General features: G+C 60.1%; 26 protein-coding genes. 18 read left to right on the top strand and 8 right to left on the bottom strand.

Annotated elements, in window-relative coordinates; translation table 11 throughout:
* Position 1 precedes the first annotated feature (1 nt).
* Both GIV35_RS17555 and GIV35_RS17560 read left to right on the top strand, forming a co-directional pair.
* On the top strand, positions 2–1,327 hold the full coding sequence (locus GIV35_RS17555) for an acyclic terpene utilization AtuA family protein (RefSeq protein WP_236304407.1): 1,326 nt from the start codon (positions 2–4) through the stop codon (positions 1,325–1,327).
* A complete protein-coding gene (locus GIV35_RS17560; protein ID WP_105227518.1) occupies positions 1,324–1,644 on the top strand; it encodes an AtuA-related protein in 321 nt (106 codons plus the stop codon). Before GIV35_RS17555 ends, GIV35_RS17560 begins: the two co-directional genes overlap by 4 nt.
* Before the next feature lie 120 nt (positions 1,645–1,764).
* Here the strand turns inward: GIV35_RS17560 and GIV35_RS17565 are convergent, their stop codons facing one another.
* The 5 genes from GIV35_RS17565 to GIV35_RS17585 all read right to left on the bottom strand — a co-directional run bounded on the left by GIV35_RS17565 (position 1,765) and on the right by GIV35_RS17585 (position 4,542).
* Positions 1,765–2,136, bottom strand: a complete 372-nt coding sequence (locus tag GIV35_RS17565) for a glutathione S-transferase N-terminal domain-containing protein (RefSeq protein ID WP_020302241.1) — start codon at positions 2,134–2,136, stop codon at positions 1,765–1,767.
* Positions 2,137–2,237: 101 nt separating this feature from the next.
* The gene (folE, locus tag GIV35_RS17570; protein ID WP_014719282.1) at positions 2,238–2,783 is read right to left on the bottom strand and encodes a GTP cyclohydrolase I FolE; all 546 of its coding nucleotides are present in this window, start codon (positions 2,781–2,783) and stop codon (positions 2,238–2,240) included.
* A gap of 78 nt (positions 2,784–2,861) precedes the next feature.
* A complete protein-coding gene (locus GIV35_RS17575) occupies positions 2,862–3,419 on the bottom strand; it encodes a Smr/MutS family protein (RefSeq protein ID WP_003192796.1) in 558 nt (185 codons plus the stop codon).
* Positions 3,420–3,494: 75 nt separating this feature from the next.
* On the bottom strand, positions 3,495–3,815 hold the full coding sequence (locus GIV35_RS17580) for a hypothetical protein (RefSeq protein ID WP_020302242.1): 321 nt from the start codon (positions 3,813–3,815) through the stop codon (positions 3,495–3,497).
* A gap of 136 nt (positions 3,816–3,951) precedes the next feature.
* The gene (locus tag GIV35_RS17585) at positions 3,952–4,542 is read right to left on the bottom strand and encodes a cysteine hydrolase family protein (protein WP_057977001.1); all 591 of its coding nucleotides are present in this window, start codon (positions 4,540–4,542) and stop codon (positions 3,952–3,954) included.
* Between the two features lie 240 nt (positions 4,543–4,782).
* On the opposite strand from GIV35_RS17585, the gene prmB reads away from it, so the two are divergent.
* Positions 4,783–5,691 carry a 50S ribosomal protein L3 N(5)-glutamine methyltransferase gene (gene prmB, locus GIV35_RS17590; RefSeq protein ID WP_105227516.1) on the top strand — a complete coding sequence of 303 codons (909 nt, stop codon included), beginning with the start codon at positions 4,783–4,785 and terminating at the stop codon, positions 5,689–5,691.
* 128 nt (positions 5,692–5,819) lie between these two features.
* On the opposite strand, the gene GIV35_RS17595 is transcribed toward prmB, so the two are convergent.
* Together GIV35_RS17595 and GIV35_RS17600 are read right to left on the bottom strand one after the other, a co-directional pair.
* Positions 5,820–6,623, bottom strand: coding sequence for a hypothetical protein (locus GIV35_RS17595; protein ID WP_034126144.1), 804 nt, complete (start codon positions 6,621–6,623; stop codon positions 5,820–5,822).
* A 99-nt stretch (positions 6,624–6,722) separates the two neighbouring features.
* Positions 6,723–7,685 carry an alpha/beta hydrolase gene (locus GIV35_RS17600; RefSeq protein WP_161904472.1) on the bottom strand — a complete coding sequence of 321 codons (963 nt, stop codon included), beginning with the start codon at positions 7,683–7,685 and terminating at the stop codon, positions 6,723–6,725.
* Positions 7,686–7,828: 143 nt separating this feature from the next.
* Between GIV35_RS17600 and aroC the strand changes: the two genes are divergently transcribed.
* The 15 genes from aroC (at position 7,829) to GIV35_RS17675 (ending at position 22,726) form a co-directional block, all read left to right on the top strand.
* Positions 7,829–8,920 carry a chorismate synthase gene (gene aroC / locus GIV35_RS17605; RefSeq protein ID WP_003192786.1) on the top strand — a complete coding sequence of 364 codons (1,092 nt, stop codon included), beginning with the start codon at positions 7,829–7,831 and terminating at the stop codon, positions 8,918–8,920.
* 75 nt (positions 8,921–8,995) lie between these two features.
* A complete protein-coding gene (locus tag GIV35_RS17610) occupies positions 8,996–10,159 on the top strand; it encodes an MFS transporter (RefSeq protein WP_236265289.1) in 1,164 nt (387 codons plus the stop codon).
* Positions 10,156–10,686, top strand: a complete 531-nt coding sequence (locus GIV35_RS17615; protein ID WP_236265291.1) for a 1,2-dihydroxy-3-keto-5-methylthiopentene dioxygenase — start codon at positions 10,156–10,158, stop codon at positions 10,684–10,686. The genes GIV35_RS17610 and GIV35_RS17615 overlap by 4 nt, the downstream gene beginning before the upstream one ends.
* A 209-nt stretch (positions 10,687–10,895) precedes the next feature.
* Positions 10,896–11,165 (top strand): response regulator transcription factor, encoded by a 270-nt coding sequence (locus GIV35_RS17620; RefSeq protein WP_054896323.1) that lies wholly within the window; start codon positions 10,896–10,898, stop codon positions 11,163–11,165.
* A gap of 328 nt (positions 11,166–11,493) precedes the next feature.
* Complete coding sequence (locus GIV35_RS17625) at positions 11,494–11,655, top strand: hypothetical protein (protein WP_158688694.1); 162 nt, start codon at positions 11,494–11,496, stop codon at positions 11,653–11,655.
* A gap of 86 nt (positions 11,656–11,741) precedes the next feature.
* Positions 11,742–13,220 carry an MBL fold metallo-hydrolase gene (locus GIV35_RS17630; protein WP_213153509.1) on the top strand — a complete coding sequence of 493 codons (1,479 nt, stop codon included), beginning with the start codon at positions 11,742–11,744 and terminating at the stop codon, positions 13,218–13,220.
* Positions 13,211–14,602, top strand: a complete 1,392-nt coding sequence (locus GIV35_RS17635) for an MBL fold metallo-hydrolase (protein ID WP_213153510.1) — start codon at positions 13,211–13,213, stop codon at positions 14,600–14,602. The genes GIV35_RS17630 and GIV35_RS17635 overlap by 10 nt, the downstream gene beginning before the upstream one ends.
* Complete coding sequence (locus tag GIV35_RS17640; protein WP_105227506.1) at positions 14,599–15,384, top strand: hypothetical protein; 786 nt, start codon at positions 14,599–14,601, stop codon at positions 15,382–15,384. Before GIV35_RS17635 ends, GIV35_RS17640 begins: the two co-directional genes overlap by 4 nt.
* Positions 15,381–18,227, top strand: a complete 2,847-nt coding sequence (locus GIV35_RS17645; protein WP_105227504.1) for an ATP-binding cassette domain-containing protein — start codon at positions 15,381–15,383, stop codon at positions 18,225–18,227. Before GIV35_RS17640 ends, GIV35_RS17645 begins: the two co-directional genes overlap by 4 nt.
* Positions 18,220–19,014 (top strand): hypothetical protein, encoded by a 795-nt coding sequence (locus GIV35_RS17650; protein ID WP_054920468.1) that lies wholly within the window; start codon positions 18,220–18,222, stop codon positions 19,012–19,014. Before GIV35_RS17645 ends, GIV35_RS17650 begins: the two co-directional genes overlap by 8 nt.
* On the top strand, positions 19,011–19,571 hold the full coding sequence (locus tag GIV35_RS17655; RefSeq protein ID WP_105227502.1) for a hypothetical protein: 561 nt from the start codon (positions 19,011–19,013) through the stop codon (positions 19,569–19,571). The genes GIV35_RS17650 and GIV35_RS17655 overlap by 4 nt, the downstream gene beginning before the upstream one ends.
* A 61-nt stretch (positions 19,572–19,632) precedes the next feature.
* Positions 19,633–20,247, top strand: a complete 615-nt coding sequence (locus GIV35_RS17660) for a class I SAM-dependent methyltransferase (protein WP_105227500.1) — start codon at positions 19,633–19,635, stop codon at positions 20,245–20,247.
* Between the two features lie 212 nt (positions 20,248–20,459).
* Positions 20,460–20,795, top strand: coding sequence for a hypothetical protein (locus GIV35_RS17665; RefSeq protein WP_105227498.1), 336 nt, complete (start codon positions 20,460–20,462; stop codon positions 20,793–20,795).
* A gap of 57 nt (positions 20,796–20,852) precedes the next feature.
* Positions 20,853–21,431 carry a c-type cytochrome gene (locus GIV35_RS17670; RefSeq protein WP_105227496.1) on the top strand — a complete coding sequence of 193 codons (579 nt, stop codon included), beginning with the start codon at positions 20,853–20,855 and terminating at the stop codon, positions 21,429–21,431.
* Positions 21,422–22,726, top strand: coding sequence for an FAD-dependent oxidoreductase (locus tag GIV35_RS17675; protein WP_105227494.1), 1,305 nt, complete (start codon positions 21,422–21,424; stop codon positions 22,724–22,726). Before GIV35_RS17670 ends, GIV35_RS17675 begins: the two co-directional genes overlap by 10 nt.
* A 108-nt stretch (positions 22,727–22,834) precedes the next feature.
* On the opposite strand, the gene GIV35_RS17680 is transcribed toward GIV35_RS17675, so the two are convergent.
* Positions 22,835–23,113, bottom strand: coding sequence for a DUF3509 domain-containing protein (locus tag GIV35_RS17680; RefSeq protein ID WP_003172952.1), 279 nt, complete (start codon positions 23,111–23,113; stop codon positions 22,835–22,837).
* Between the last annotated feature and the right edge of the window lie 444 nt (positions 23,114–23,557).

Genomic DNA, 23,557 nt, shown 5'->3' on the forward strand with positions numbered 1-23,557 from the left:
GATGAACATCCTGCGCATCGGCTCCGGCGCCGGCTACTCCGGCGACCGTATAGAACCTGCAGTGGAACTGGCCGAACACGGCGACCTGGATTACCTGGTCTTCGAATGCCTGGCCGAACGCACCATCGCCCTGGCGCAACAGGCGCGTATCAGCGACCCGCAAGGCGGTTATGACCCGCTGCTGGCTGAGCGCATGCGCCGTGTCTTGCCCTTTGTGGGGCAGGGGCCGGGGCGTGGACGCCTGCGCGTGATCACCAACATGGGCGCGGCAAACCCGCAGGCGGCGGCCAGTGAAGTACGGCGCATTGCTGGCGAGCTGGGCCTGGGCCTCAAGGTTGTGGCAGTGGTCGGGGATGACGTGCTGCATACCTTGTCTGCCGAGCAGTTGCTGGATAACGGCCAGACCGTAGGCGCATTGGGTGAGCGGTTGATTTCTGCCAATGCCTACCTGGGCGTGGAGGGCATTGTTCAAGCGTTGCGCGCCGACGCCGATGTGGTGATCACCGGGCGCGTGGCCGACCCTTCGCTGTTCCTGGCGCCGCAGATGTTCGAGTTCGGCTGGGCCTTCGATGATTGGCCGCGACTGGGCCGGGGCACACTGGTGGGGCATTTGCTTGAGTGCGCGGGGCAGGTCAGTGGCGGTTATTTCGCCGATCCAGGCTTCAAGGATGTGGAGGATCTGGCGCGCCTGGGCTTTCCCCTGGCCGAGATCGACGCCGACGGCAATGCGTTGATCACCAAGGTGGCAGGCTCGGGTGGGCGGGTCAGCCGCGCGACTTGCGCCGAACAACTGATTTATGAAGTTCACGACCCTTCGGCGTATTTGACCCCCGATGTGACGGCCGACTTTTCCCAGGTGGGGTTTGTCGAGGAGGGCGTGGACCGGGTGCGTGCCCAGGGAGCCAGTGGGCGTACCCGGCCTGATCAACTGAAGGTCAGCGTCGGTTATCTGGACGGTTGGATTGGTGAAGGGCAGATGTCCTACGGTGGTCCCGGCGCTGTCGCACGGGCCGAGTTGGCGCGGGAAGTGGTGCTCAAGCGTCTCGCGTTGATCGGGGTCAACATGCAGGACCTGCGTGCCGAGTTGATCGGCATGGATTCATTGCACGGCCCTCGCAGCAGCGTCGAGCCTTGGGAAGTGCGCCTGCGGGTTGCCGCCCGTTGTGACGAGCGCAGCGACGCCGTGCGGGTCGGCAATGAAGTGGAGACCCTCTACACCAATGGCCCGGCCGGCGGCGGTGGGGCGAGCAAGAGCGTGCGTCAGGTGGTGGCGGTGGCGTCGTTGCTGTTGCCCCGTGAAGCGGTCAAACCGAGGATTGAAGAATGAAACTGCACAGGCTGGCCCATTCCCGCACCGGGGATAAGGGCGACACGTCGAACATCTCGATCATTGCCTATCGCGCCGAGGATTATCCGTTGCTGTGTGAACAGCTGACGGCTGAGCGCGTGGCTGAGTTCTTTGTCGATTTACGCGATCCCGATGCGGCACCGGTTCAGCGCCATGAGTTGCCGAACGTGCAGGCCCTGAACTTCGTCCTGCCGGGAATCCTGCGCGGCGGCGTAACCCGCTCGCTGGCCCTGGACGCCCACGGCAAGTGCCTGGGTTCGGCACTGCTGGATCTCGACCTGACAATACCGACTTAAGAACACCGCAGAGCAAATGTGGGAGCTGGCTTGCCTGCGATGCGGGCACCGCGGTGCAGCAGATGTACGGCGGTGATGCAATCGCAGGCAAGCCAGCTCCCACATTGACCGCCGTGTGCTTCAGATCGCAGCGAAGCGCTTGTCCAGGTAGTCAATGATCACCTTGGAGTCATACATCCAGGTGGTCTGGCCGTTCTCTTCGATGCGCAGGCACGGCACTTTGATCTTGCCGCCTTGCTCCAGCAGGGTCTGGCGGTCCTGCTCGTTGTTCTTCGCGTCCTTGAGCGCCACCGGCACATTCAGGCGGTGCAGGGTGCGACGGGTCTTCACGCAGAACGGGCAGGCGTGGAACTGATACAGGGTCAGGTCCTTGGCTGCAGCATTGACCTTGGCCTGTTGCTCGGCAGGGCGTTGTTTTTTACGTGGGCGGGTAAGAAAGTCGCCCGCGATGATGACGTGGCCGAGGCCCACTCGAAGTGCTTTGACGAACATGGCTGAAACCTCTTGCCCATGACTGAGGGGGCGCAGCTTACCTGATTTCTGCAGGCGAAAAAAAACCGGCGATGAACGCCGGTTCCTTCCTGCCCAGCCGGTTACTTGATCAGGCTGAGAAATTCGCTGCGGGTGGCCGCGTTCTCGCGGAACTCACCCAGCATCACCGAGGTGATCATCGACGAATTCTGTTTCTCGACACCGCGCATCATCATGCACATGTGCTTGGCCTCGATCACCACGGCCACGCCCAGGGCGCCTGTCACTTCCAATACGGCGTCGGCGATCTGGCGGCTGAGGTTTTCCTGGATCTGCAAGCGGCGCGCATACATGTCGACAATACGCGCGACCTTCGACAGGCCCAGCACTTTGCCGCTCGGAATATACGCCACATGGGCCTTGCCGATAAACGGCAGCAGGTGGTGCTCGCACAACGAGTACAGCTCGATGTCCTTGACCAGCACCATTTCGCTGTTGTCAGAGCTGAACAAGGCACCGTTGGTGACTTCCTCGAGTGTCTGTTCATAGCCGCGGCAGAGATACTGCATTGCCTTGGCGGCACGCTTTGGCGTGTCGAGCAGGCCCTCGCGGGACACGTCCTCGCCGAGTTGGCCGAGGATCGCGGTGTAATTCTGTTCCAGGGACATGAAACTACCTGTGGGATTTTCGCAAAGCGCAAGGTTACGGTGGCGGACACATCGCTGCAAGCCTGACGATGGCACTTGTTACTCGTCGCGCCCTTCCATCATGGTGCGCTTGAGCATCACATACACCGCGCCGGCACCGCCGTGACGAGCCTGGCAGGAGGTAAAGCCGAGCACCTGGGCATGCTGGCGCAGCCAGGTATTGACGTGGCTTTTGATCATCGGCCGCTTGCCGTCCAACCGCACAGCCTTGCCATGGGTGACGCGTACGCAGCGGATTTCGAATTTGGTCGCTTCGGCCAGGAAGGCCCAGAGGGTTTCCCGGGCTTTTTCCACGGTCATGCCGTGCAGGTCGAGGCTGCCTTCGAAGGGGATCTGGCCGGCCTTGAGCTTGCGCATCTGGCTTTCCTGCACGCCGTCGCGGGCCCACATCAGTTCATCTTCGGGGCCGACGTCGATCACGAACTGGTCCGACAGGCCGTCCACGGTAGTGGCATCGGTGCGCACGGTCGCGGCCTGGCGCAGCTTGGCGATCTGCGCCCGGTCAGTCTTGGGTTTGCCGGTGTCGGCGCGGTCGTGCTTGATCGGCTTGACGCCGCGCAGCTCGTTTTTGAACAGGGAAAAATCGTCGTCTTGCATGTCAGCCTCCGCGAAGGGCGGGCAGTTTACCTAAATCGCGGCGGCCAGGGCGCAGGAAACGCTATCCAAGCGCCATCAGTCGTGCTTTTTCATCAGGTGAGAGGCGATATTCAGCGACAGCGGCTGGCGCATTTTCCGGCGGCTGCGACGCCACAACCACACGCCCAACCACAGCACCAGCAAGCCGATCCCCAGCAGGAGTGCCGAGCCGCCCGGGCTGGCATTCAGTTCGCCCAGGGCGGGCGAATGCCCAAACAGGCCGGCGCCACCAGCGCCCGCCAACAACAAGCCTACTATCGCCAGCAACGCGGCAATGCACGCTACCAGGCGCAGACGCCAATTGCTCGGGCCCTTGGGGCGCAAGCGACGAGCATCAAAACCATCGGATATCTTCATTCCGACCTTTCCTCCAGGGTATCGGCCCTTCGACCGGAAGATACACAGGTTGTTCCGGGGGGAGAGGTAAATGCGCCAAATGAGAGGGCTTTGCGGATGAGCGGAGCAATAAACACACCGCTCACCGCCAGCAGCATCAGATCAAGTCTTTGGCCAGCGCCAGGGTGGCGAAGTTGTCTGCCATGATGGCCATTTCGGTTTGCTGCACATGCTCGGCGCTCAGGATACCGCCCTTGTAGGGCAGGTCGCGGGTGGCGCAGGCGTCTTCCACCAGGGTGCAGCGAAAGCCCAGGTTCTTGGCCGCGCGCACGGTGGTGCTGACGCTGGAGTGGCTCATGAAACCGCAGACGATCAGGTCCAGGGAGCCGAGGTCTTGCAGGTGTTTTTCCAGGCCGGTGCCATGGAAGGCGCTGGGCAGCAGTTTGCCGATAATGGTTTCGTCACCCTCAGGCTCAAGGCCCGGAATGAATTCGCCGCGCTCGCCCTGGGGGTCAAACAGGCCGCCCACGGTGCCCAGGTGGCGCACATGCACAATCGGGCGCCCGGCATTGCGCGCTGCGGTCACAAGCTGCTTGATGTTCTCTACCGCCGCGTCCATGCCCGAGAGGGCGAGCGGGCCGCTGAGGTATTCTTTCTGGGCGTCGATGATCACCAGGGTCGCATGATTGAGGTTGGCTGCTGCGTAACCGCGACCGCTGAGTTGAAACATCGTCTTTGGAACGGACATTCTGGGGCTCCTGTGAGTGGGGCTTTTGCGACATTGTCCACTGGCTGAGCGCTTCTGTGAATCGCTACTATCGTAAGGTACGCCGTTGCTGGCGTGCAGCCATGTCAAGAGGCAGGCCTGTTTAACACAATGCGGGCAGATTTGATGAAATCCGACGTACGGCGCCAGGTTTTTCGTACATCGTCGGTACAGGTGAAGGCTGTTAGAATCGCCAGTCGTTTTTTCCAGGAGCTTGCCCCCGTGATCACTTCCCGCCTGCGCACCTTGCGCGACCATATCCGTTGGGCTGTCAGCCGTTTCCATGGGGAAGACCTGTTTTTTGGCCATGGCACCGACAATGCCTGGGACGAAGCCCGGCAATTGGTGCTGGGCGCCTTGCACCTGCCGTGGGAAATCGCCGACAGCTATTTGGATTGCAACCTGGAAGAAGAGGAGATCTCCCATGTGCAGCGCTTGCTGCATCGACGTATCCACGAGCGAGTGCCAACGGCCTACCTGTTGAAGGAGGCCTGGTTTTGCGGCATGTCGTTTATCGTCGATGAGCGCGTATTGATCCCGCGTTCACCCATAGGCGAGCTGATTGAAGACCGCTTCGAACCCTGGCTGGCCCAGCCGCCGGCACGCATCCTCGACCTGTGCACCGGCTCCGGTTGCATCGGCATCGCCTGTGCCTATGAATTCCCCGAGGCCGAAGTGGTGCTGGGAGACTTGTCCTTCGAAGCCCTGGAAGTGGCGAACCAGAACATCGAGCGCCATGGCGTCGACGAGCGGGTCTACACCGTGCAGGGCGATGGTTTTGACGGGTTACCCGGCCAGCGTTTCGACCTCATCGTGTCGAACCCGCCCTACGTGGATGCCGAAGATTTCGCCGACATGCCCGATGAATACCAGCACGAACCGGAACTGGGCCTGGCCTGCGGTGACGACGGCCTGAACCTGGTACGCCGGATGCTGGCCGAAGCGGCGGACCACCTGACCGAGAAGGGCTTGCTGATTGTCGAAGTGGGCAACAGCCAGGTGCATGTCGAGGCGCTGTACCCGGAAGTGGATTTCGCCTGGCTGGACTTCAAGCGCGGTGGGCATGGGGTGTTCATGCTCACGGCTGAACAGTGCCGCGATCATCAGGCAGTATTTGCCGCACGGGTCTAACTGAAGAAACTGGGCCAATGTGGGAGCTGGCTTGCCTGCGATAGCGGTGGGTCAGCTTGCACTTGTGCTACTGATACATCGCTATCGCAGGCAAGCCAGCTCCCACATTTTAATTGCATTTCAATCTATCAGCGGTGCGTGGCAATCCAGATCAACAACCCCGCCTGAAACACCGTAAACGCCACCAGACAGGTGATGGTAAAGCGCAGCCCGCTGTCTTCACGCTTGAACTTGGTGACTTTTTCCTCTTCCTTGCGCAGCTTCACTTCCTGCTCCGCCAGATTCTGCTCTGCCTGTTGCAGCATCTGCGCGGCTTCCAGGATCTCTACGAACTGCACTTTTTCAGTGTTCCAACTGTCGAGCACGTCGCTGACCTTGCCGGGTTGCACATTGCCCTTGAGGTGCTGCACATCGGCATAGGCCACATCAAATCCCTGGATACGCAGGAAGTGATCGCGGCGCAGGCGCGTGGCTTCGTTGAGGGCGTCCTTGTTGGCCAGGTCCACGCCGTCGACGCGGTAGTGTGACCACTTCTTCTTCGCCCAGGCGGCGCCTTGGGCCACCAGGAAGCGCCCGATACCGCGGTTGGCCGGCTCGATTTCCAGGCTGTTGCCGGGCCCGAAGTGCACGCGGTGTTTATCGTGATCGACCCAGATATCCAGGTGGTTCTGCTCGCGCCGTACTCGCTGGCCCGGTAACTGGATGACCATGCGCAACAGACTGTGGTGTTTGTCGTGGCGTTCGGCATAGCCGAACTGCACAAAGCGCAACGGCCGTGCGCCGGTCGCGCGGTCGGTGGCCAGCGGGGCCAGGCGCAGCATCTTGAAATGTTCGGCGTGAACGTCGGCCCACGGCAGGGCCGCTGCGGCGCCAGCTTCGGTTGCGGCCGTGGTCTCGGCGGTAGATTCGGGTGTTGTTTCGGTGGTTGTCATGCGGCGCGATCCTGTCCAAGCCCTGCGAGCCGACAGTCTTTTTACTGTCGACACTGGACTTATCGGCCGTTTTTTCCAGGACTGGAGGCCAATTGCCGCTTAACGGGGTTGAAGTCCTTCGATAAAGCTGACGATACGTTGGCCCAACTCCGCGGCCAGCGGCAGTTTCGGGTCATTGTAGGAGGCCAGTTGCTGCTTCACGTTATTGGGCACGATGCGCATCACGTGGTTCATGCCTTCGATCACCGTCAACTGCGCGTCGGGCTTGGCCTGCTTCAGTTGCCGGGCGTCGCCTACGCCAACCTGGATATCGTTGGTGCCCTGAATGATCAGCGCCGGCATGTCCAGGCGCGCAAAGGCGGCCGACGGATCGGCGCGGAACAGGCTGATCAGATACGGCTGCACGCTGGGTCGGAAAATACCCTCCAATGGGCGCGGCACGTCGGCGTCCACCTGGCCGGCCTTGAGGTGATCGAGTATTTCATTGCTGCGCAGCAGCAGGGCAGGGGGCAAGTGATCGGCCAGTTGCTGACGGATAACCTGATCTACCGGGCGGGCGCTGCCAGACAAGGAAATGACCCCGGCCGGTTCAAGTTGCGGCGCGGCGAGGGCGGCGACCAGCGCGCCCTCACTGTGGCCCAGAACAATCAGCGGGCCCATGCGCTTGTCGGCCTTGAGCAACTTGCCCCAGGCCACGGCGTCGGCCACATACGCCTCCAGGGTCAGGTTGCGTTCATCCGGCGTGGCCGCCAGGCTTGCGGCCACGCCGCGCTTGTCGTAGCGCACGCTGGCGATGTTATGCCGGGCCAGTACCCAGGCCAGGCGCTTGAGGCTGTCATTGCGCGCGCCGTCGGCGCTGTTGCCGTTACGGTCGGTGGGGCCGGAGCCGGCGATGATCAGCACCACCGGCACCGGTTTATCCGATTGCGGCAACAGCAGGGAGCCAAAGAGTTGGCCGCTGCCGGTGTCCAGGCTGATCGGGCGTTGCAAGACAACAGGGGAGGCGGCCTGGGCCACGGCGGTGAACAGGGTGAGGGTGAACAGCAGAGCTCGCAGCATCATAGCGCCATCATTGGAGAGGTGCCGGTTGGACCAACGTCTACCGGTAAGGTTTCGAGGATGAACTAGTCGGTTAGCCTGCGTATACTGGCCGCCTTAAGTTATTACGGTTGACTTGATTCAACTGATTTCACGGAGCGCCCTGCATGTCCGGCAATACCTTCGGCAAGCTGTTCACTGTCACCACCGCGGGCGAAAGCCATGGCCCGGCGTTGGTCGCCATTGTCGACGGCTGCCCGCCAGGCCTCGAGCTGAGCCTGGACGACCTGCAGCGCGACCTCGACCGCCGCAAGCCCGGCACCAGCCGCCACACCACCCAGCGCCAGGAACCGGACGAAGTCGAAATCCTCTCCGGAGTGTTCGAAGGCCGCACCACGGGCTGCGCCATTGGCCTGTTGATTCGTAACACCGACCAGAAGTCCAAGGACTACTCGGCGATCAAGGACCTGTTCCGCCCGGCCCATGCCGACTACACCTACCACCACAAATACGGCGAACGCGACTACCGTGGCGGTGGCCGCAGCTCGGCGCGTGAAACCGCCATGCGCGTGGCCGCTGGCGCCATCGCCAAGAAATACCTGGCTACCCAGGGCATCGTCATCCGAGGCTACATGAGCCAGTTGGGCCCGATTGAAATCCCGTTCAAGACGTGGGACAGCGTCGAAGACAACGCCTTCTTCTGCCCCGACCCGGACAAGGTGCCGGAACTGGAGGCCTACATGGACCAGTTGCGCCGCGACCAGGACTCGGTCGGCGCGAAGATCACTGTCGTGGCCGAAGGCGTGAAACCGGGCCTGGGTGAGCCGATCTTTGATCGCCTCGACGCCGAACTGGCCCATGCGTTGATGAGCATCAACGCGGTGAAAGGCGTGGAAATCGGCGCCGGCTTCGCCTGCGTATCCCAGCGCGGTACCGAGCATCGTGATGAGATGACCCCTGAAGGTTTCCTCAGCAACAACGCGGGCGGCATCCTCGGCGGTATTTCTTCCGGCCAGCCGATCGTGGCGCACCTGGCGCTCAAGGCCACGTCGAGCATTACCACGCCTGGCCGTTCGATCGATGTGCACGGCAACCCGGTGGATGTGATCACCAAGGGCCGCCACGACCCGTGCGTCGGCATCCGTGCCACACCGATTGCCGAAGCCATGATGGCCATCGTGTTGATGGACCATCTGCTGCGCAACCGCGGGCAAAATGCCGATGTGCGCGTGAGTACCCCGATACTGGGCCAACTGTGATCGCCTGGGGCAATGAGCGAGCTTGTTGTGGCGAGCGAGCTTGCTCGCGCTGGGCTGCGCAGCAGCCCCAATAACATGCTCCCACCGCTCCCATACTGGCGCCTCTCCAGCTTCTACCTCTTCTATTTCGCCCTGCTGGGGGCGACCGCGCCGTTCCTGGCGCTGTACTTCGATCACCTCGGTTTCTCCAGCGCGCGCATCGGCGAGCTGGTGGCCATCCCCATGCTGATGCGCTGCGTGGCCCCCAACCTGTGGGGCTGGATCGGCGACTACACCGGCCGGCGCCTGGCCATTGTGCGATTCGGCGCGGTGTGCACCCTGGCCAGCTTCTGCCTGATTTTTGTCAGCAAGACCTACGCCTGGCTGGCGATGGTCATGGCCCTGCACGCGTTCTTCTGGCACGCGGTGCTGCCGCAGTTTGAAGTCATCACCCTGGCCCACCTGCACAAGCAAACCTCGCGCTACAGCCAGATCCGTCTGTGGGGCTCCATTGGTTTTATCCTCGCCGTGGTGGTTATGGGGCGCCTGTTCGATTGGCTGAGCCTGGATATTTACCCGGTGGTGGTCGTGGTGATCATGGCCGGCATCATCGGCGCCAGCCTGTGGGTACCGAACGCGCAGCCGGCCAGCCACGGCAACCGCCTGGCTGGCGATGGTTTTCTCAAGCAATTGCGCAGCCCCGGCGTGTTGGCGTTTTATGCCTGCGTGGCGCTGATGCAAATGAGCCATGGCCCGTATTACACCTTCCTCACCCTGCACCTGGAGCATTTGGGCTACAGCCGTGGCGTGATCGGCCTGCTGTGGGCGCTGGGGGTGGTGGCGGAAGTGCTGATGTTCCTGGCCATGAGCCGTATTCTTGCGCGCTTTTCGGTGCGCCGGGTGCTGCTCGCCAGCTTCTTGCTGGCGGCGCTGCGCTGGTGGCTGCTGGGTTCATTTGCCGAGGTTTTCTGGCTGCTGCTGGTGGCGCAGTTGATGCACGCCGCCACGTTTGGCAGCTTCCACGCGGCGGCAATTGCCTTTGTGCAACGCAGCTTCGGTGACCGCCAGCAAGGCCAGGGCCAGGCCCTTTATGCCGCGCTGGCCGGCACCGGCGGCGCGCTCGGCGCCCTGTATTCCGGTTACAGTTGGAACCTGCTGGGGCCAACCTTCACGTTCAGTATCGCCAGCCTCGCGGCCCTGGCCGCCGCCATTATCATTGGCCTTCGATTGCAAGAGCCGAACCAAGGAACCGTGCAATGAGCTATGTAGCCGTCTACTCCATCGCCACCCCGGACACCCCGAACAAAGTGTTGACCCATGCCGACGACATCCAGTCGACCCTGGCCGAGCACGGTGTGCGGTTCGAGCGCTGGCAGCCCAGCCCAATCGAGAAGGGCGCCAGTGCGGCGCAGATGATCGCCGCGTACCAGGCGCAGACCGATGCTCTGGGCTACGCCGCTGTTGAAGTGGTCAGCGTGACCCACGACCATCCACAGAAAGACGAGTTACGCGCACAGTTCCTGGATGAACGTACCTACAGTGAAGATGAAGTGCGTTTCTTCATCGCAGGCCAGGGGCTGTTTACGCTGCACATAGGCGACTATGTGTACAGCTTGCGCTGTGAGAAGAATGACTTGCTGATCATCCCGGCCGGTGTACCGCACTGGTTCGACATCGGCGAAAACCCGCACTGTGTGACACTGCGTTTGTTCAACACGGCCCGAGGCGTTGTGCCCTCCTTGACCGGTGATGCGATTGCCACCCGCTTTCCAGGGCTGGATGACTAAGCATAGATAACTGAATGTTCAACCCTGGCAAGTTGGAAGTTGCTGTGGGAAGAAACTTAATTATTTGTAGGGCAAAGCTGTTTGTTCGGTGCTGTGCGCTTTGATTCCACTCTTTATGTAACTCTCTGTTCGGCGTCAATGTTTATGCCATCTGTCAATGGGAGGAATCCGAAAGATGGCAGCGCATCAGCAGATATAAGGAGAGAACAATGAGTGGCCCCGAGGAGACGTATCGCCCGTTGGTTATCGTGCCGACGGCTATCAGAAAACGCATGAGCTTGTCCGGCAAGCCTCTGACTTCCACCGAGCTGGAAATCCTGCGATGGGCCTCCGAGGGCAAGACCGTCTGGGAAATCAGCCAGATTCGCGCCACCTCTGAAGCCACGGTTAAATTTCATCTGCGCAACATCTACGGCAAGTTGGATGTCACCAACCGTGTACAGGCAAAGAATGAGGCCGCCCGCCAGGGCTTATGTTAACGGCATGAAAAAGGGCCGCGACGCCAATGGCGCCGCGACCCTTTTTTGCGTTTGAATTCGCTCAACTCGAGACGCCCATTGATGCAAGAGCCCTTCTGCTTCTGTTCACGCACTTAGACAAGCTTTGTGATGTGTATTTGCGCCGGAAAACTAGAGTTCTCGCCTTCTTGTCGGACGTTTCCCAAAGATGCTGTTGCCGGTCATTTTCCATTGCGGGCACCCTACCGGGGTTCTAGTGTTGGCATGTCGCTGCCTATCCGCGACTCGGCTTTTGCAAGTGCCATTACCCTTTTGGCATACCTGTAAACACTTAGACAAGGAGCAAGCCATGAACCAGAATATCCAGAAAGGTGCGACCGCACCCAATCATCAAGACGTAGAGAAAGTATTCTTCAGCAAGGAAGAGTTGCAGGTCTTGAGCGATGCCATCAAGAAGTCCAAGACCCGTGTTTCCGAAACCAAGGCTGCGAGCTGCGCGTACCACCGTTGAACTGACCCCGAAAAAGCAAGAAAGTCCTTTCTTGCTTTTTCATTTTTTGGGTACTGAGTATTCAGTTGTCGATCAGGGAGGTGGACATGAGGGCGATCTTTATCGGCCATCAAACGTGGCTAGTGGAACATGGAAGTACAAGGATCCTGATTGACCCGCTGTTATGTGAAGACTTCGGGCTAGTCGACGAGCACCGGATCGAGATCTATCCGCCGCGTACCGTCGATGCCGCCGCACTTTCCGATATAGACCTGATTTTCCTCAGTCACGAACATTCCGATCATTTCGATATCAAGTCGCTGAATCTGTTACCACGTTCCGCCCGGTTTGTGGTGGGGGCGACCATTGTTGAACCGGTCAAACAATGCATCCGTGACCTCGGGTTCACCCTTACGCAAGTCAACGACACCGATCAAATGCGGGTCGGCGACTTGAGCCTACGCTTCTACCCGGCGGATCCGAAGACTGCCTTCTGGGAAAGCCGGGTCACCCAGGTGCATATCGAGGAGGCCGAGCAGTCGAGCGGTGGCATCTTCATTGCTGTGGATGCCCTGGTGTCCGAAGTGTTCAAGACCGATATCGTCGCAGGACGACTGGTACCGCCCAAGCTGGTGATCGTCTCGAACAACTCTAGGGTATCGCCTCCAGGAGCCTTTCAGTCCCTGGAAAACTGGGGCAAGAACGCGAGTGACAGCAACCGTAAAGTCGGTCCGTTGGGGATTGGTGTGCTCAGCGCCGTGCTGACCAGCTACATGGACGATTTTCCGGTGCAACCCGAGAACATCGCCCTTTGCGGCGGTGGGTTCATCAAGCGCCTGGGCGCTTTCGCCGCTTTCCCGTTTTCCGATCAGCCGACATTGAGCCGCTTGGCCAATCAGCTCAGCCTGGACACCAATATTGTCGGCCTGCTGCCAGGCGAAGCCTTTTCCCTGGACACTGATCCCAGGCCTCAGGCGGTTATCGACTGGGTTCAGGTGGATAAGGTGCAGCACAACTTGCTAATGGGGGAGCTGGACCAGTTCATCGATGCCCGCAAGACCGTCGAGGTGGTCGCATCGGTACGCCCGGACGTGCAGGACGCCGAGGCGTATGAAGAGTTGCTGCGACGTGCGCAAGCCGAGCTGCAACGCCTGGCGAAAAGCCTGATGTTGTTTATCACCGGACGCAAGGTGTTGGCGATGTCTCACTACAACGGGTGCAAGCTCGGGCCGAAAAGAATCGTTTTCAGTTTTGTCGCCCATGCCCTGGGGCGTCAGGACAGCTATGCACTGAATCTGATCAGCGGCCAGTTCGAGGCTGAGGCGCATAACCAGCTCGAATCGCTGGTGGGGCTGTATCCCTTTGGAGTATGCCTGCCCTTGGTGGACTTCATCGGCATGGTCGAAGGGGACCTGCAGGTCTGGGACATCGTCGGCGTTTCGGTCCAGTCCTGGTTTGAGACCGGCATCTTCGATGGCCTGATCCCGTTCTTCTACAGCTATTACGGCGAGAACGGCAGCCCTGAGCTCTTGGCGAAAATCATCTGGCGCAGCATGCGCAATCTTGAGGTGTGCCCATGCAACTGACGATGATCGGCCACGAAAGCTGGTCACTGCAGGCTGGTGATTGCCATGTGTTGATTGACCCGGTGCTGGGTGGTGGCTTCGGTTCCGATACTGACCGGCAGTTTGCGATAATCCCGGCGCGCAACGTCGATCTGCAGCGTATGCCGGCGGTGGATGGCATTGTCTTGACCACCGAGCACCTGCAGCACTTTCACCCGGCCTCCTTGCGCCGTCTGTCGTCGGACTGCGGGCATTTGCTCAAGCGCAAAGTGGTCTATGTCCCGGAACTGTTTCCCGGCGCGGCCGAGGCGATTGTCCGTGCATGCGGTTACGAGGTGCGGCGGGTCGATACTCAGGCAGAGTTCGTTATCGGCTCGCTGAGGCTGCGCTTCTACATGCCCTTCACCGAGGTACTGTTCTGGGACAGCCGGGTAGCGTCGCTGCATGTCGAGCATCAGGGCCGCGAGGCGGTGTTCATCCAGTCCGACACCCGAATCGCCGACGCCTACTTTGCCGATGTCAATAATGGAGCCGTTGCCTGGCCCCAGGTGATGGTTATGACCAATAATTTCCAGTGCAGCGGGACGCAAGGGCCGATTGGCCTGGACAACCTGTTGCCGGTGCCGGACCAACGCTACACCCGGCTGTCCGGCTTGCGTCTGCTGGACGAAATCGTACATAGACCGATGCGCCGACTGAACCAGGTGCCGACCCTGCTCCTCGCGGGCAATGGATATCGCGATCCCTTTGGCAAGACGCATCACCCCTGGTCGAACCTCGAACTTGCGCAGATCTGTAGCGAACTGTCTTTGTTGCGGGCGGTGCACTCACTGACACCCGGCGAAAGCTTTGACGTGGCGCCGGCTCGGCCTGGCGAACCGGCTGGCTGGATCTGCGCATCCGAGGAACAGGTAGGGCCCTGCCCACCGAAAGGGCGACGCCAGACGGTCTCTCTTGATACACAGCGGATCAAGGCCCATCTCGACGAAATGGCCAGGACCTGGCTGATTACTCGCTACGGCCAGGTCCTGATGGCCCAGAGCAACTACCTGGGGCGCCCCGTTAGTCCGTGCCGTGCGGTGCTGCAATTGATCCGGGACGACGGCGCCGGTCAACAGTGGGTGCTGGATGTGTCCAGGGTCGAGTTCATCGAGGTGCCGGACGAAGGCGAGGGGGCGATCAAGCGTTATCCCTACGGCATCCGTGTCGACCATGGCGATTTCTGCAAGCTGGTTCTCGGCGAGTTGCAGATATGGGAGCTGCTCAACCTGTCGGCATCGCAGTGGTATGTCTGCGATCGCTATGACAGCCCACTGGCGTTCTGGCTCGAGTATTACAACGAGCAAGTGGACTATGGACGTGCCTTGCGCAGTTATGAGCTGTCCCTGGTGACTGCGCCATGAGCCGGCAAAGAGCCTTTGAGCATGTGCATCTCGAACTCCTCGGCGCAGCTCAGGTACAGCAGCAGCGACAGGCGCTTGCCGAGCTGTTGGCCGAGCGTTATCAGGTTCTGCGGGTACTTGGCCAGTCGGTGAAGTCCCTGGTCTGCTCGGGCGTGTGCATGGCCTCGGGCGAGCAGGTGGTGATCAAACGTTATTTCGATGAGGCGGCCTATACCGCCGAAGCCAGCGGATACTTGCTGTTCCGCTCGGGGCCGATCGCAGGCATGCGCTGTCAGGATGCGCGGCACCAGGTACTCGTGCTGGAGTCTCTTCAAGGGCGTTTGCCCGGTCCGGCCGACCTGCCTGAAGTGATCGCGGCCTACGCGGCGATGCATGCCACGGCCCTTGCGAATATCCAGCGGGTCATGGGGCACCGCAGTACCCCTGAGTTTCTCGATCCCTGCCTGTCGTCGCGCTGCCGTTTGCCGCCGTTCGACCTGCAATGCATCAGCGTCGGTGACTGCAAGTCGGAGCATCTGCTCGTTACCGTGGATGGCGTGCGCATCCTCGACTTGGAGACTCATTCCCTGCAGCGCAGTGTGTGGTTCGACATCTTGTCCTTGAGCCGCTTCCTGGGGGTGGGGCCGGTAAGTTCGTGGAGTCTGGAGGAATGGGTGGCCCGTTACTGTGAGTGCCGGAAGATTCCCGCCCACTATTATGATCTGCAGAAAATCCAAGACTGCCTGCTGCGTGTACAGGCCCTGGAGCCTGGTCGGGTGTACTGCGAGGAGGCGCTGTCGTGAAGTGGATGTACTGTTTTACGCCGACATTACGCTATCAGCCGTTCGCTCGCTCCGAAGAGCGAGCTTTCGCCGACGGCTTTTTCGGCCTGGCCTTCAGCCTTGCGCCCTGGGCGGTCGGCGCTTATGTATGGGTGTCGTTGTTGCAATACGCCGTGCCGCTGTTGTTCATCTACAAGCTGAGCACACTGGTGGCGGCCCAAGGCATCGTCGATATTGTACTGACGGACACCGTGCTCCTGGCGTTCTTGGCCATCAGCGGTTTTTTGCTGATGGTGAGCGAGCTCAATCTGGAACGCTACATCTCCCTGACGTTATGCCGCGAGTTCGAGCGCCTTCTGGCGCGCAAGATGCAGCCCCGTGTAGATGTGTCGGTGCTGGAGCGGGTGGTTTCGCGGGATTTCAGCGTCATTCTCGATGGCATCGGTGCTAGCGTTAACCTGTTGGCTATTCCGGTTTTCCTGCTGCTTTCAATCCTGCTGGCGTTGTTGGTCTTTGGCACGGCAGGTTTCTGGGCGGTTGCGGTGATCGGTGTGTTCCTGCCGCTTTCCTATCTGCTGTCCTGGCTCTCAGACCGCAACTACCAGCGGATCATGGATATGGCGGCGCAGCGTATCGAACGGTGTTCGGCATGGTTGCGTAAAGGCCCGTGGCTCAAGCAGTTCGCCGACCGGACGGTCTTGCAGAGCATCGAGCGGACACTGGGGGGCGAACGCTGCCTGCGCAACCTGGATACTCTGTTGCGTGGTGCCGACAGCTACATCATCGGTTTCGGTCGCTTGATTCCCTTTGTGTTGCTGGGGCTGCTGGGCACCTCGGAATCGGCCACGGTCTGGGAAGGGGCGATTTTCTGGCTGAGCATCCCGTTGCTGGCGTCGGTGCTAGCGCTGCCCCGATCCTATGTGAGTTACAAGGCCATCGGCCGCTCTCTGGAAGCACTCAATGGTCTGTATCAGAATTCCTCCAGGCATTCGGTGCTGCGACCCGCCGCCGCCGATCTGGCCCGGGGCGTGATCGAGTTCGATGCCGACTGGCCGGTCTGGCCTGCGAAGCTGGTCGAACTGATTCCTGGCCCGCTGGAGAGCCAGCGCGAGGACCTGCACGCCTTGCTGGGCGCTTTCCGGCTGGTACCCGAGCTGGGGCCGAACCCACAGCAGGTCCTGCAGCTGCCCATCGAGCTGGACGGGAGCAATCTCTCTGCCGGACAACGCCTGCGCCTGCAACTGCTGCGCGGGGTGTTTCTGGCCCGTGCCCAGGACGGAACCCTGAATATCGACCACGACCTCTCGGCGTTGGACGCTGCGGCCGCGCTGGCAGTGAAAGACGCCTTGGAGTGCCTGTCCTGGGTAAGCTTCAGCCCATCGGCAGCAAGAGCGATAGCGCAGCGCAAAGGCTCACCCGTGCAGGTTAGTGAGCGGACGGCTTCGACGGTGCCGGCTAACTGCCGGGCACTGGATCGCTTCAGTCTCGGCGATCTGTTCAAGTATTGTGGCTGGGGTGTGCTGATGTTGATGGTGCCGGCGCTGATGATGAGTTATGCCGCCAACCTGACGCTACCAGAGGCAGGCTTCTCGCCTTGGCAGGTTCTGTTGTATGCCGTGGTCGGGGTAGGGGCAGGAATCGCTGCCGGGCTGTTTATCGAGAATCTGTTGCGCAGCCGCTTTTCCCGCTTGTTCACCGATGGCTTGCGAGACATTCGGGTCACTGGCCTGGCCGATGCGCTGCAGGTGGTTTCTCGCGACGTCACCACGACATTCGAACGTATTGCCTGGTATGCCCACGACATTGCCTGGATTATCGCGCTATTGCTGTGCAATGGCGTGGCCTTGTGGATGGGGTTCGGCCTGTTCGGCATCGCGGTGGCGCTGCTGTTCAGCGGCTTGCTGGCGGGGTTGTACCGGCTTTCGATCAACGAGCTATATCGGACCCGGGTGGAAAGCGTTAAGGGATTTGACTCCCTATTGCGCTCGGCCCATGTGACGTTTTCTATTTCCCGGGCCGGTGGCGTGGGTTTTGAACGCATGGGAGATTGGCTAGCGCTCACTCAGCGGGGGACGATAGTCGAGGGGGTGAGGCATTTCTACACCACTCGCATGCGCAGTGTTATCACCCGTACCGTCACGGCAGCCAGTTGCACTTTGCTCAGCGACCTAGTGATTATTCTGGTGGTCCTGATGGGCTGGCTCTACCGGCCCAGCGATTCGGCTTTTGTGCTCGCGGTCACGGCTTTGTTACTGGTGCGTTCCGATCTGGCCAATGTGTTTTTGGCCGTCACAGGTTTCAAGTCGCAGTCGGTGTCGGTGGAGCGTCTGCAGCATTTTGCCCGGCCCAAAAGCTCGGTGGTCGTGGCGATTGCTGGGCAAAGCCTGAGCATTGCTCCCTTTATTGCTCAACATGCCTATCGTGCCCTGAGCCTGGAACGGAGCCGGTTGTATTCGCTATCGGGGCACTCCGGTTCTGGCAAGAGCGATTACCTCAAGGGCGTGGCCGGTATCACCGACGTGATCATCGAAGAGGCGGGCATGGTGCAGGCCATGACATCAAACTGCTATTACCTGGACAGTAATTCCCAGGCGCTGCTCGGCGGTGAACCCGGGGCAAGCGGCTGGCTGGATACTTGGCTGAGCGCGTTGCCGGAGGACCACCATCATCTGTTGTTGCTGGACGAGCCGTTCAGTGCTTTGCGCGCGGAGCAGTTGGCCGAGCGTGTGCAAGCGTTGCACCTTTACGCCGAGCGTAGCGGTAACACCCTGGTGCTGGTGGATCATCGTTGCCGACTGGAAAATGACATAGAGCTCGGCGAGCTGGTAGTTGATTGCCCGGAGCGAGGAAAGACTCATGGATGAGCCGATTCTGTACTTGGGCGACCGGGGGTTTCTTAAACGTTACGGCAGTCCTTACTCGGCGCAACAGGTCGAGGAGATCGCGCGCAGGGTTCTGGCCAAATCCGGACTGGGCCTGGCCAGCGGCGACTGGTCCACAGCCAAGGCTGTCAGCAATGCCTTGGCTGGGGGCGCACGAACGCGGCATATCTATCATTCGCGGTTTTTGCTGCGAGTCACCGAGCAGGCAACGGGGCAGGGCGTCAGTGTCCGTCAGATCCAGGCCAACCCGGAGTACTACTACACGGCTCCTGGATATACTTTCGCCGCCGATGCGCAACAGATAGCCGAAGACCTCGATATCATCCACTACTGCCAGCCGGGCCTAGTGACCCTGGGGGGCGACTGGCTGGACATTCTGCTTGCGCAACAGCAATACGCGCTGCTCGAAGCGATCCTGCAACAGATGGAGGCGGCCATTGCGATTGCCTCGCGAATTCTCCTGGGGTTCCACCCCAGCGCCGGCTTCCTGCAGGTGTTGAGAGAGCGATCGTTCGCCGGCGCCGCGGTGCCGGTCAACCTGCTGAACATGCAATGCCCAAGCTACGCCGGCTACTTGCGCCAAATCAAGGCCCGATCCCGCCTCTACGCCGTGCATTGCCTGGCGGGCGGCGATATTCCGCTGGCGCCTGCGCTGCACTACGCCTTTCATCATCGGCAGGTAGACGCTTGTATCGTCGGCGCTACCCGTACGCGGCATATCGAGGCATTGACGGCCTGCGAGGCTGGCTTCAGGAGTTCGATGAGATGAACGTGATTCTCATGCGCCGTGCGAGGAAGTTCGATGAGGAGTTATTGCAAAACCACCTACATACGCTGCAGTGCGCACATGGTGACCTGCTAGTTCTGTCCGGGTGCTCGACCTGCTATGTCCCGGTCCTGTCGCTGGCTGGCAGCTTGGGGATCCAGACCCTGGTCTTCGAGCAGGAGTTCTACGATCCGCAGCAGGTCTATGGGGCTCGCAAGATGGATTGGTTGTTCGATTCCTATGCTGGTCGCTACGGTAGCCAGAGCCTCAACACTCTCTACCATGTATTTGCCATCGAACTGGAAGCGATTCTGCACCGGTACAGCGAAAGGACCCTGGTGATCTATCTCGACCAGTTACTGCTCGAAATCGCATACGCCGTACTTGCCGGTCTGCCATTGAAGATGCTCCAAGGCTTTTCGCTGTACCTCGAAGAGCTGAGTATTGCGATCCTCGCCAGGGTTCCGTTCAAGGACGGGTTCCAGACACTGCTGCTGAAATCGAATGTAACGCCGGCGCAAGCCTTCGTCGGCAGGCCCGAATTGAAACTGGTGCGGTAATGCCGTCTGCCTGTTGGAGTGATCGCCGTACCTACCCCTGATTGACGAGAAAGGAGTGTTCATGGACCCGCAACGCAAGGACTATCTGGCGACAGAGGCGGTCTACACCGGCGATTCACTGCGCATCGGCAACGAGTACGTCATGCATGAGTGGGAGAGGCCACTGATCCGCAGGATGGTCGAGGACCTCAAGCTCACGCCTGATGACCGGCTACTGGAAATCGGCTTCGGCATGGGCATCTCGGCCAGCATCCTGCAGGAGTTCGGCCCGGCGTCCCATACCATTGTCGAGCCCCACCCACAGGTGCTGCTCCAGGCCGAGCGCTGGAAGGGCGTACGTAAGAACATTCAGTTGCACCCCGGCTACTGGCAGCAGTTTGACACCAGCAGCCAGCGTTATTCCGCGATTTTCTTCGATCCGTTCGCCGATGAAATGGCGGCGGTTGACAACGAAAACCTCAGGTTCCTTAAGTTTGCCGCGCAGTCGCTGCTCGATGATGGCGGGCGCCTCGCCCTTTTCTGCATCCGGACCTTGCTGCCACTGGAGTACCAGCGTGTGATGTTCGAACACTATCGCCGCGTGGAAATCAGTTCCGTGCAGGTTGCCCCCAGGGATACGGCCAACCCCACGGGGGACTTGGACGGAAAAATGATTTCAGTCGTGCTGCACAAATAGCAAAAGCCTCGAGTCAGCCATCCCAGGTCCGCTCGCCGGACATGCTTGGCTCGACAAAAAAACCATTGGTAACAATAACGGTGATAACGGTGAGCAATCTTACAGCGTGTCTTGGCCTAGTCGGCCTTATCTGGTTTTTTGGCAGCCATGCATGGGCTCAGACTCAGGCCCCGACAGCCCCAGCCTCGGCCGCCACCTCCTCCAGCAAAGCAATGACCATCATTTTCGAGCCGCCCAAGGGTCAGGAAGAGGCGTTCCTGAATACCTTCGTCACCTCTCAGGCTGCGCACATGCAGACTTATGCTGGTAAGTCGAAGGAAGGGGTCAAGGTGATCAACCTGATCCCCACCGAACTGGGCGAGCCGCTGATCCACATGATGATCTACCGCGACCCTGCGACCTTCGAGCGAGCCAAGCGGATATTCGCTTCGCGCGAGGCCATGAGCGGGTATATCGACGGCCATGTGAAAGCCTACGGCGGTTACCACATTCCCAAGGAGTACCTGCGTTACACCAAGGTGTACATGAGCAACGTACTCACTGAGTAGTCGACGGAATGACTCGGCCGCCGATGCAGCGGCCGATACACAGAGAGAGTCCAGGCTATGCGCGTGGTTATCGGGGCGTTGTTGATTGGCCTAGTGTTTTTTGCAGTTCCCAGTCTGCAAGCAGGCAGTCGTGGCGAGCTCTTCATGTTGAGCAACGGTTGTATCAATTGCCACGGTTTCGAGGGACAGCGCACGCCGGGGGCGATTCCTTCGCTGGCCGGCCAGCCCGAGGCCTACCTGTACAAGATCCTGGCGGCTTATCGCGACGGCACTCTCAAAGGCACCATCATGAACCGGGCGATGGAAGGGTACGACGACCAGACGCTCAGGCAGTTAGCCGAGTATTACAGCAGCCTGCCGAAAGAATCGCTCGGGGGGGCCGTGTCCCAGGCACACAAACAGGGTGAGCGGCTGTACGCGCAACACTGTTCCAGTTGCCATGAGGAGCAGGCAGATACGCCGTATGTGAAAGGACAGAATGCGCAGTATATGCAAGGAGTGCTGAAGGATATGGTCACAGGCCAACGAACGATGCCAGAGGAAATGACCAGTGCGATGTCTGCCCTCAAAGGCGAGGAGTTGCAGCAGCTTCTGGGGTATCTACAAGGTTGCGCGCAGGGGGCACTATGTCGATGAACCCACAACGCAGGCTGCTGCTCAGGTGGCTGGCCACGGGCATCGGCGTTTCCTCGATCCAGGCCCTGGCCAGACCTGCGGTGGCCGTGACGGCCCACTCTTATGCGGTAGTGGTGATCGGCGGTGGTTTTGCCGGCGCAACTTTCGCTCGTACTCTCAGGCGCCTGGACGCCAACGTCGGCATCACTCTGGTCGAGCCCAGCCGGCAGTATCACTGCTGCCTGCTGGGGGTTGAATACCTGGTGGGCAAGCGGGACGAAGAAACCCTGGTCTTTGGTTACGAGCAGTTACGAGCCGAGGGCATCGAGGTGCTCCATCAGAAGGCGCGCTTGATCGATGCCAAACGAAAGCAGATCAGGCTCGCGGACGGTTCGGTGCTCGGCTTTGACCGCTGCGTAGTGGCAACGGGTATTGGCTACAAGTACGACAGCATCGCCGGTTACAGCGAGGCGGTGTCCAGTCGTGTACCTCATGCCTGGGGCGGCGGCGAGCAACTGCGCTTGCTCCGGCAGCAACTGGAGGCCATGCCCAACGGCGGCAATGTGCTGATCTCGGTACCCGTGGACGATTACCGCTGCCCACCCGGGCCGTATGAAAGGGCCAGCCTGATTGCCGATTATCTCAAGACCCACAAGCCCGATTCTCGGGTGATCGTCCTGGATGCCAAGCCGCGGTTTGCCAAGCAGGCGCAATTCGAGCAGGCCTGGAAACGTTTCTATGGCTATGGGAGTAAGCAGGCCACCATCCAGTGGGTCGGCGCCTTGCAGGGGGGGACCGTGCTAGGTTTCGACGAAGCCAAGGGGCAGTTGCTGACCGAGGGTGGTCCGGTCAGCGGCCATGTGATCAATATCATTGCGCCCCAACAGGCTGATGATTTTTCACGGCACAACGGCCTGGCCGCAGAGCATGGCTGGTGTCCGGTCAACACCCAAACCCTGGAATCCCTGCTAGTACCGGATGTGCATGTGATCGGCGACGCGGCCTACGCCGAGAAACTGCCCAAGTCGGCCTTCGCTGCGACATGCCAGGCCAGGGTCTGTGCCTTAGCCATCCATAGCCAGATGTACGGCCTGGAGCTGCTCAAGCCGCAGTATATGAATGTCTGCTACAGCCTGTGTGGCGACAACTATGGTATCTCGGTGCTCCTGCACTACCAGCATGACGCAGCCAGCAATGTCATCGAGATCCAGACCTTGCGGGTCACACCCCTGGACGCCAGCGATGAAGATCACCGTCGTGAAGCGCTGTCGACCTACAGCATGTTCGACAGCTTGGTCAAAGAGGCATTTGGCTAGACTTGGGACCACTAAAAGGGCTGCGGGACCGAATAAAAACGCCCGATACAATGCATCGGGCGTCGGGAAGAACCAGGTGTAAACCTATTCAGGACTGGATACTGTCGCTTAGGCCGAATGATAAGTCGGCAGCGCAAAGCGGTTCTGGCTTTGCAGCATCGAAATCTGCGGCAGTTCGCTGGCTTGTTCAGCCAAGTCACGGCGAATGGCGCTGATCACCCAAGTCAGTTGGTCGGCAGTGTGCAACTGCTGATAAGAGATCGAGCGCTTGACCTGCTTACCTTCGCTGTTGCGCAGGGTCAACAGGATGCCGCCGTCCGGACGTGGCTGGGTGGTGACGTCGTAGTTGGAGAATACCGAAGCGAATTTATCTTGGATCAGGCTCATGTCTATCAGCTCCATTGGCTCAAGTTGGCAAGCATGGAGTGATAGGTGCAGTGATTGTGCCAGTATTGGAATTTATAGAAAATCCTTATAAATCAGGTATTTATAAATTTATAGGATTTTCATTTTCGTGCAATTTGCATGAAGGGCCATCGTGCATCCTGCATTTTGCGCTATCCGCCCAGTGGTTTTTCCGCAAGGAGCGGAAGGGCTGTAATGATACTGACCGCCTTTTGCTCGGAAAAATCCACATACACGATATAGGCGTATCCCCCCGCTAACTACGATGCGAAGCGAGCCGCTCTTGATCTTGCTCTTGATCTGCTTTTGATCTCAGGCGCCCCGTTAAACCACGCTGGCCGAACGCAGGCTTGAATTCGTGGGTAACCCGGCAGGACGCCGGGTTAGCCGCCCCGCGCCATGGATGGCGCGTGGCGGCGGCCCACG

This window comes from Pseudomonas sp. PA-1-6B, from assembly GCF_021609545.1.
In the GTDB taxonomy this organism is placed as follows: domain Bacteria; phylum Pseudomonadota; class Gammaproteobacteria; order Pseudomonadales; family Pseudomonadaceae; genus Aquipseudomonas; species Aquipseudomonas fluorescens_BV.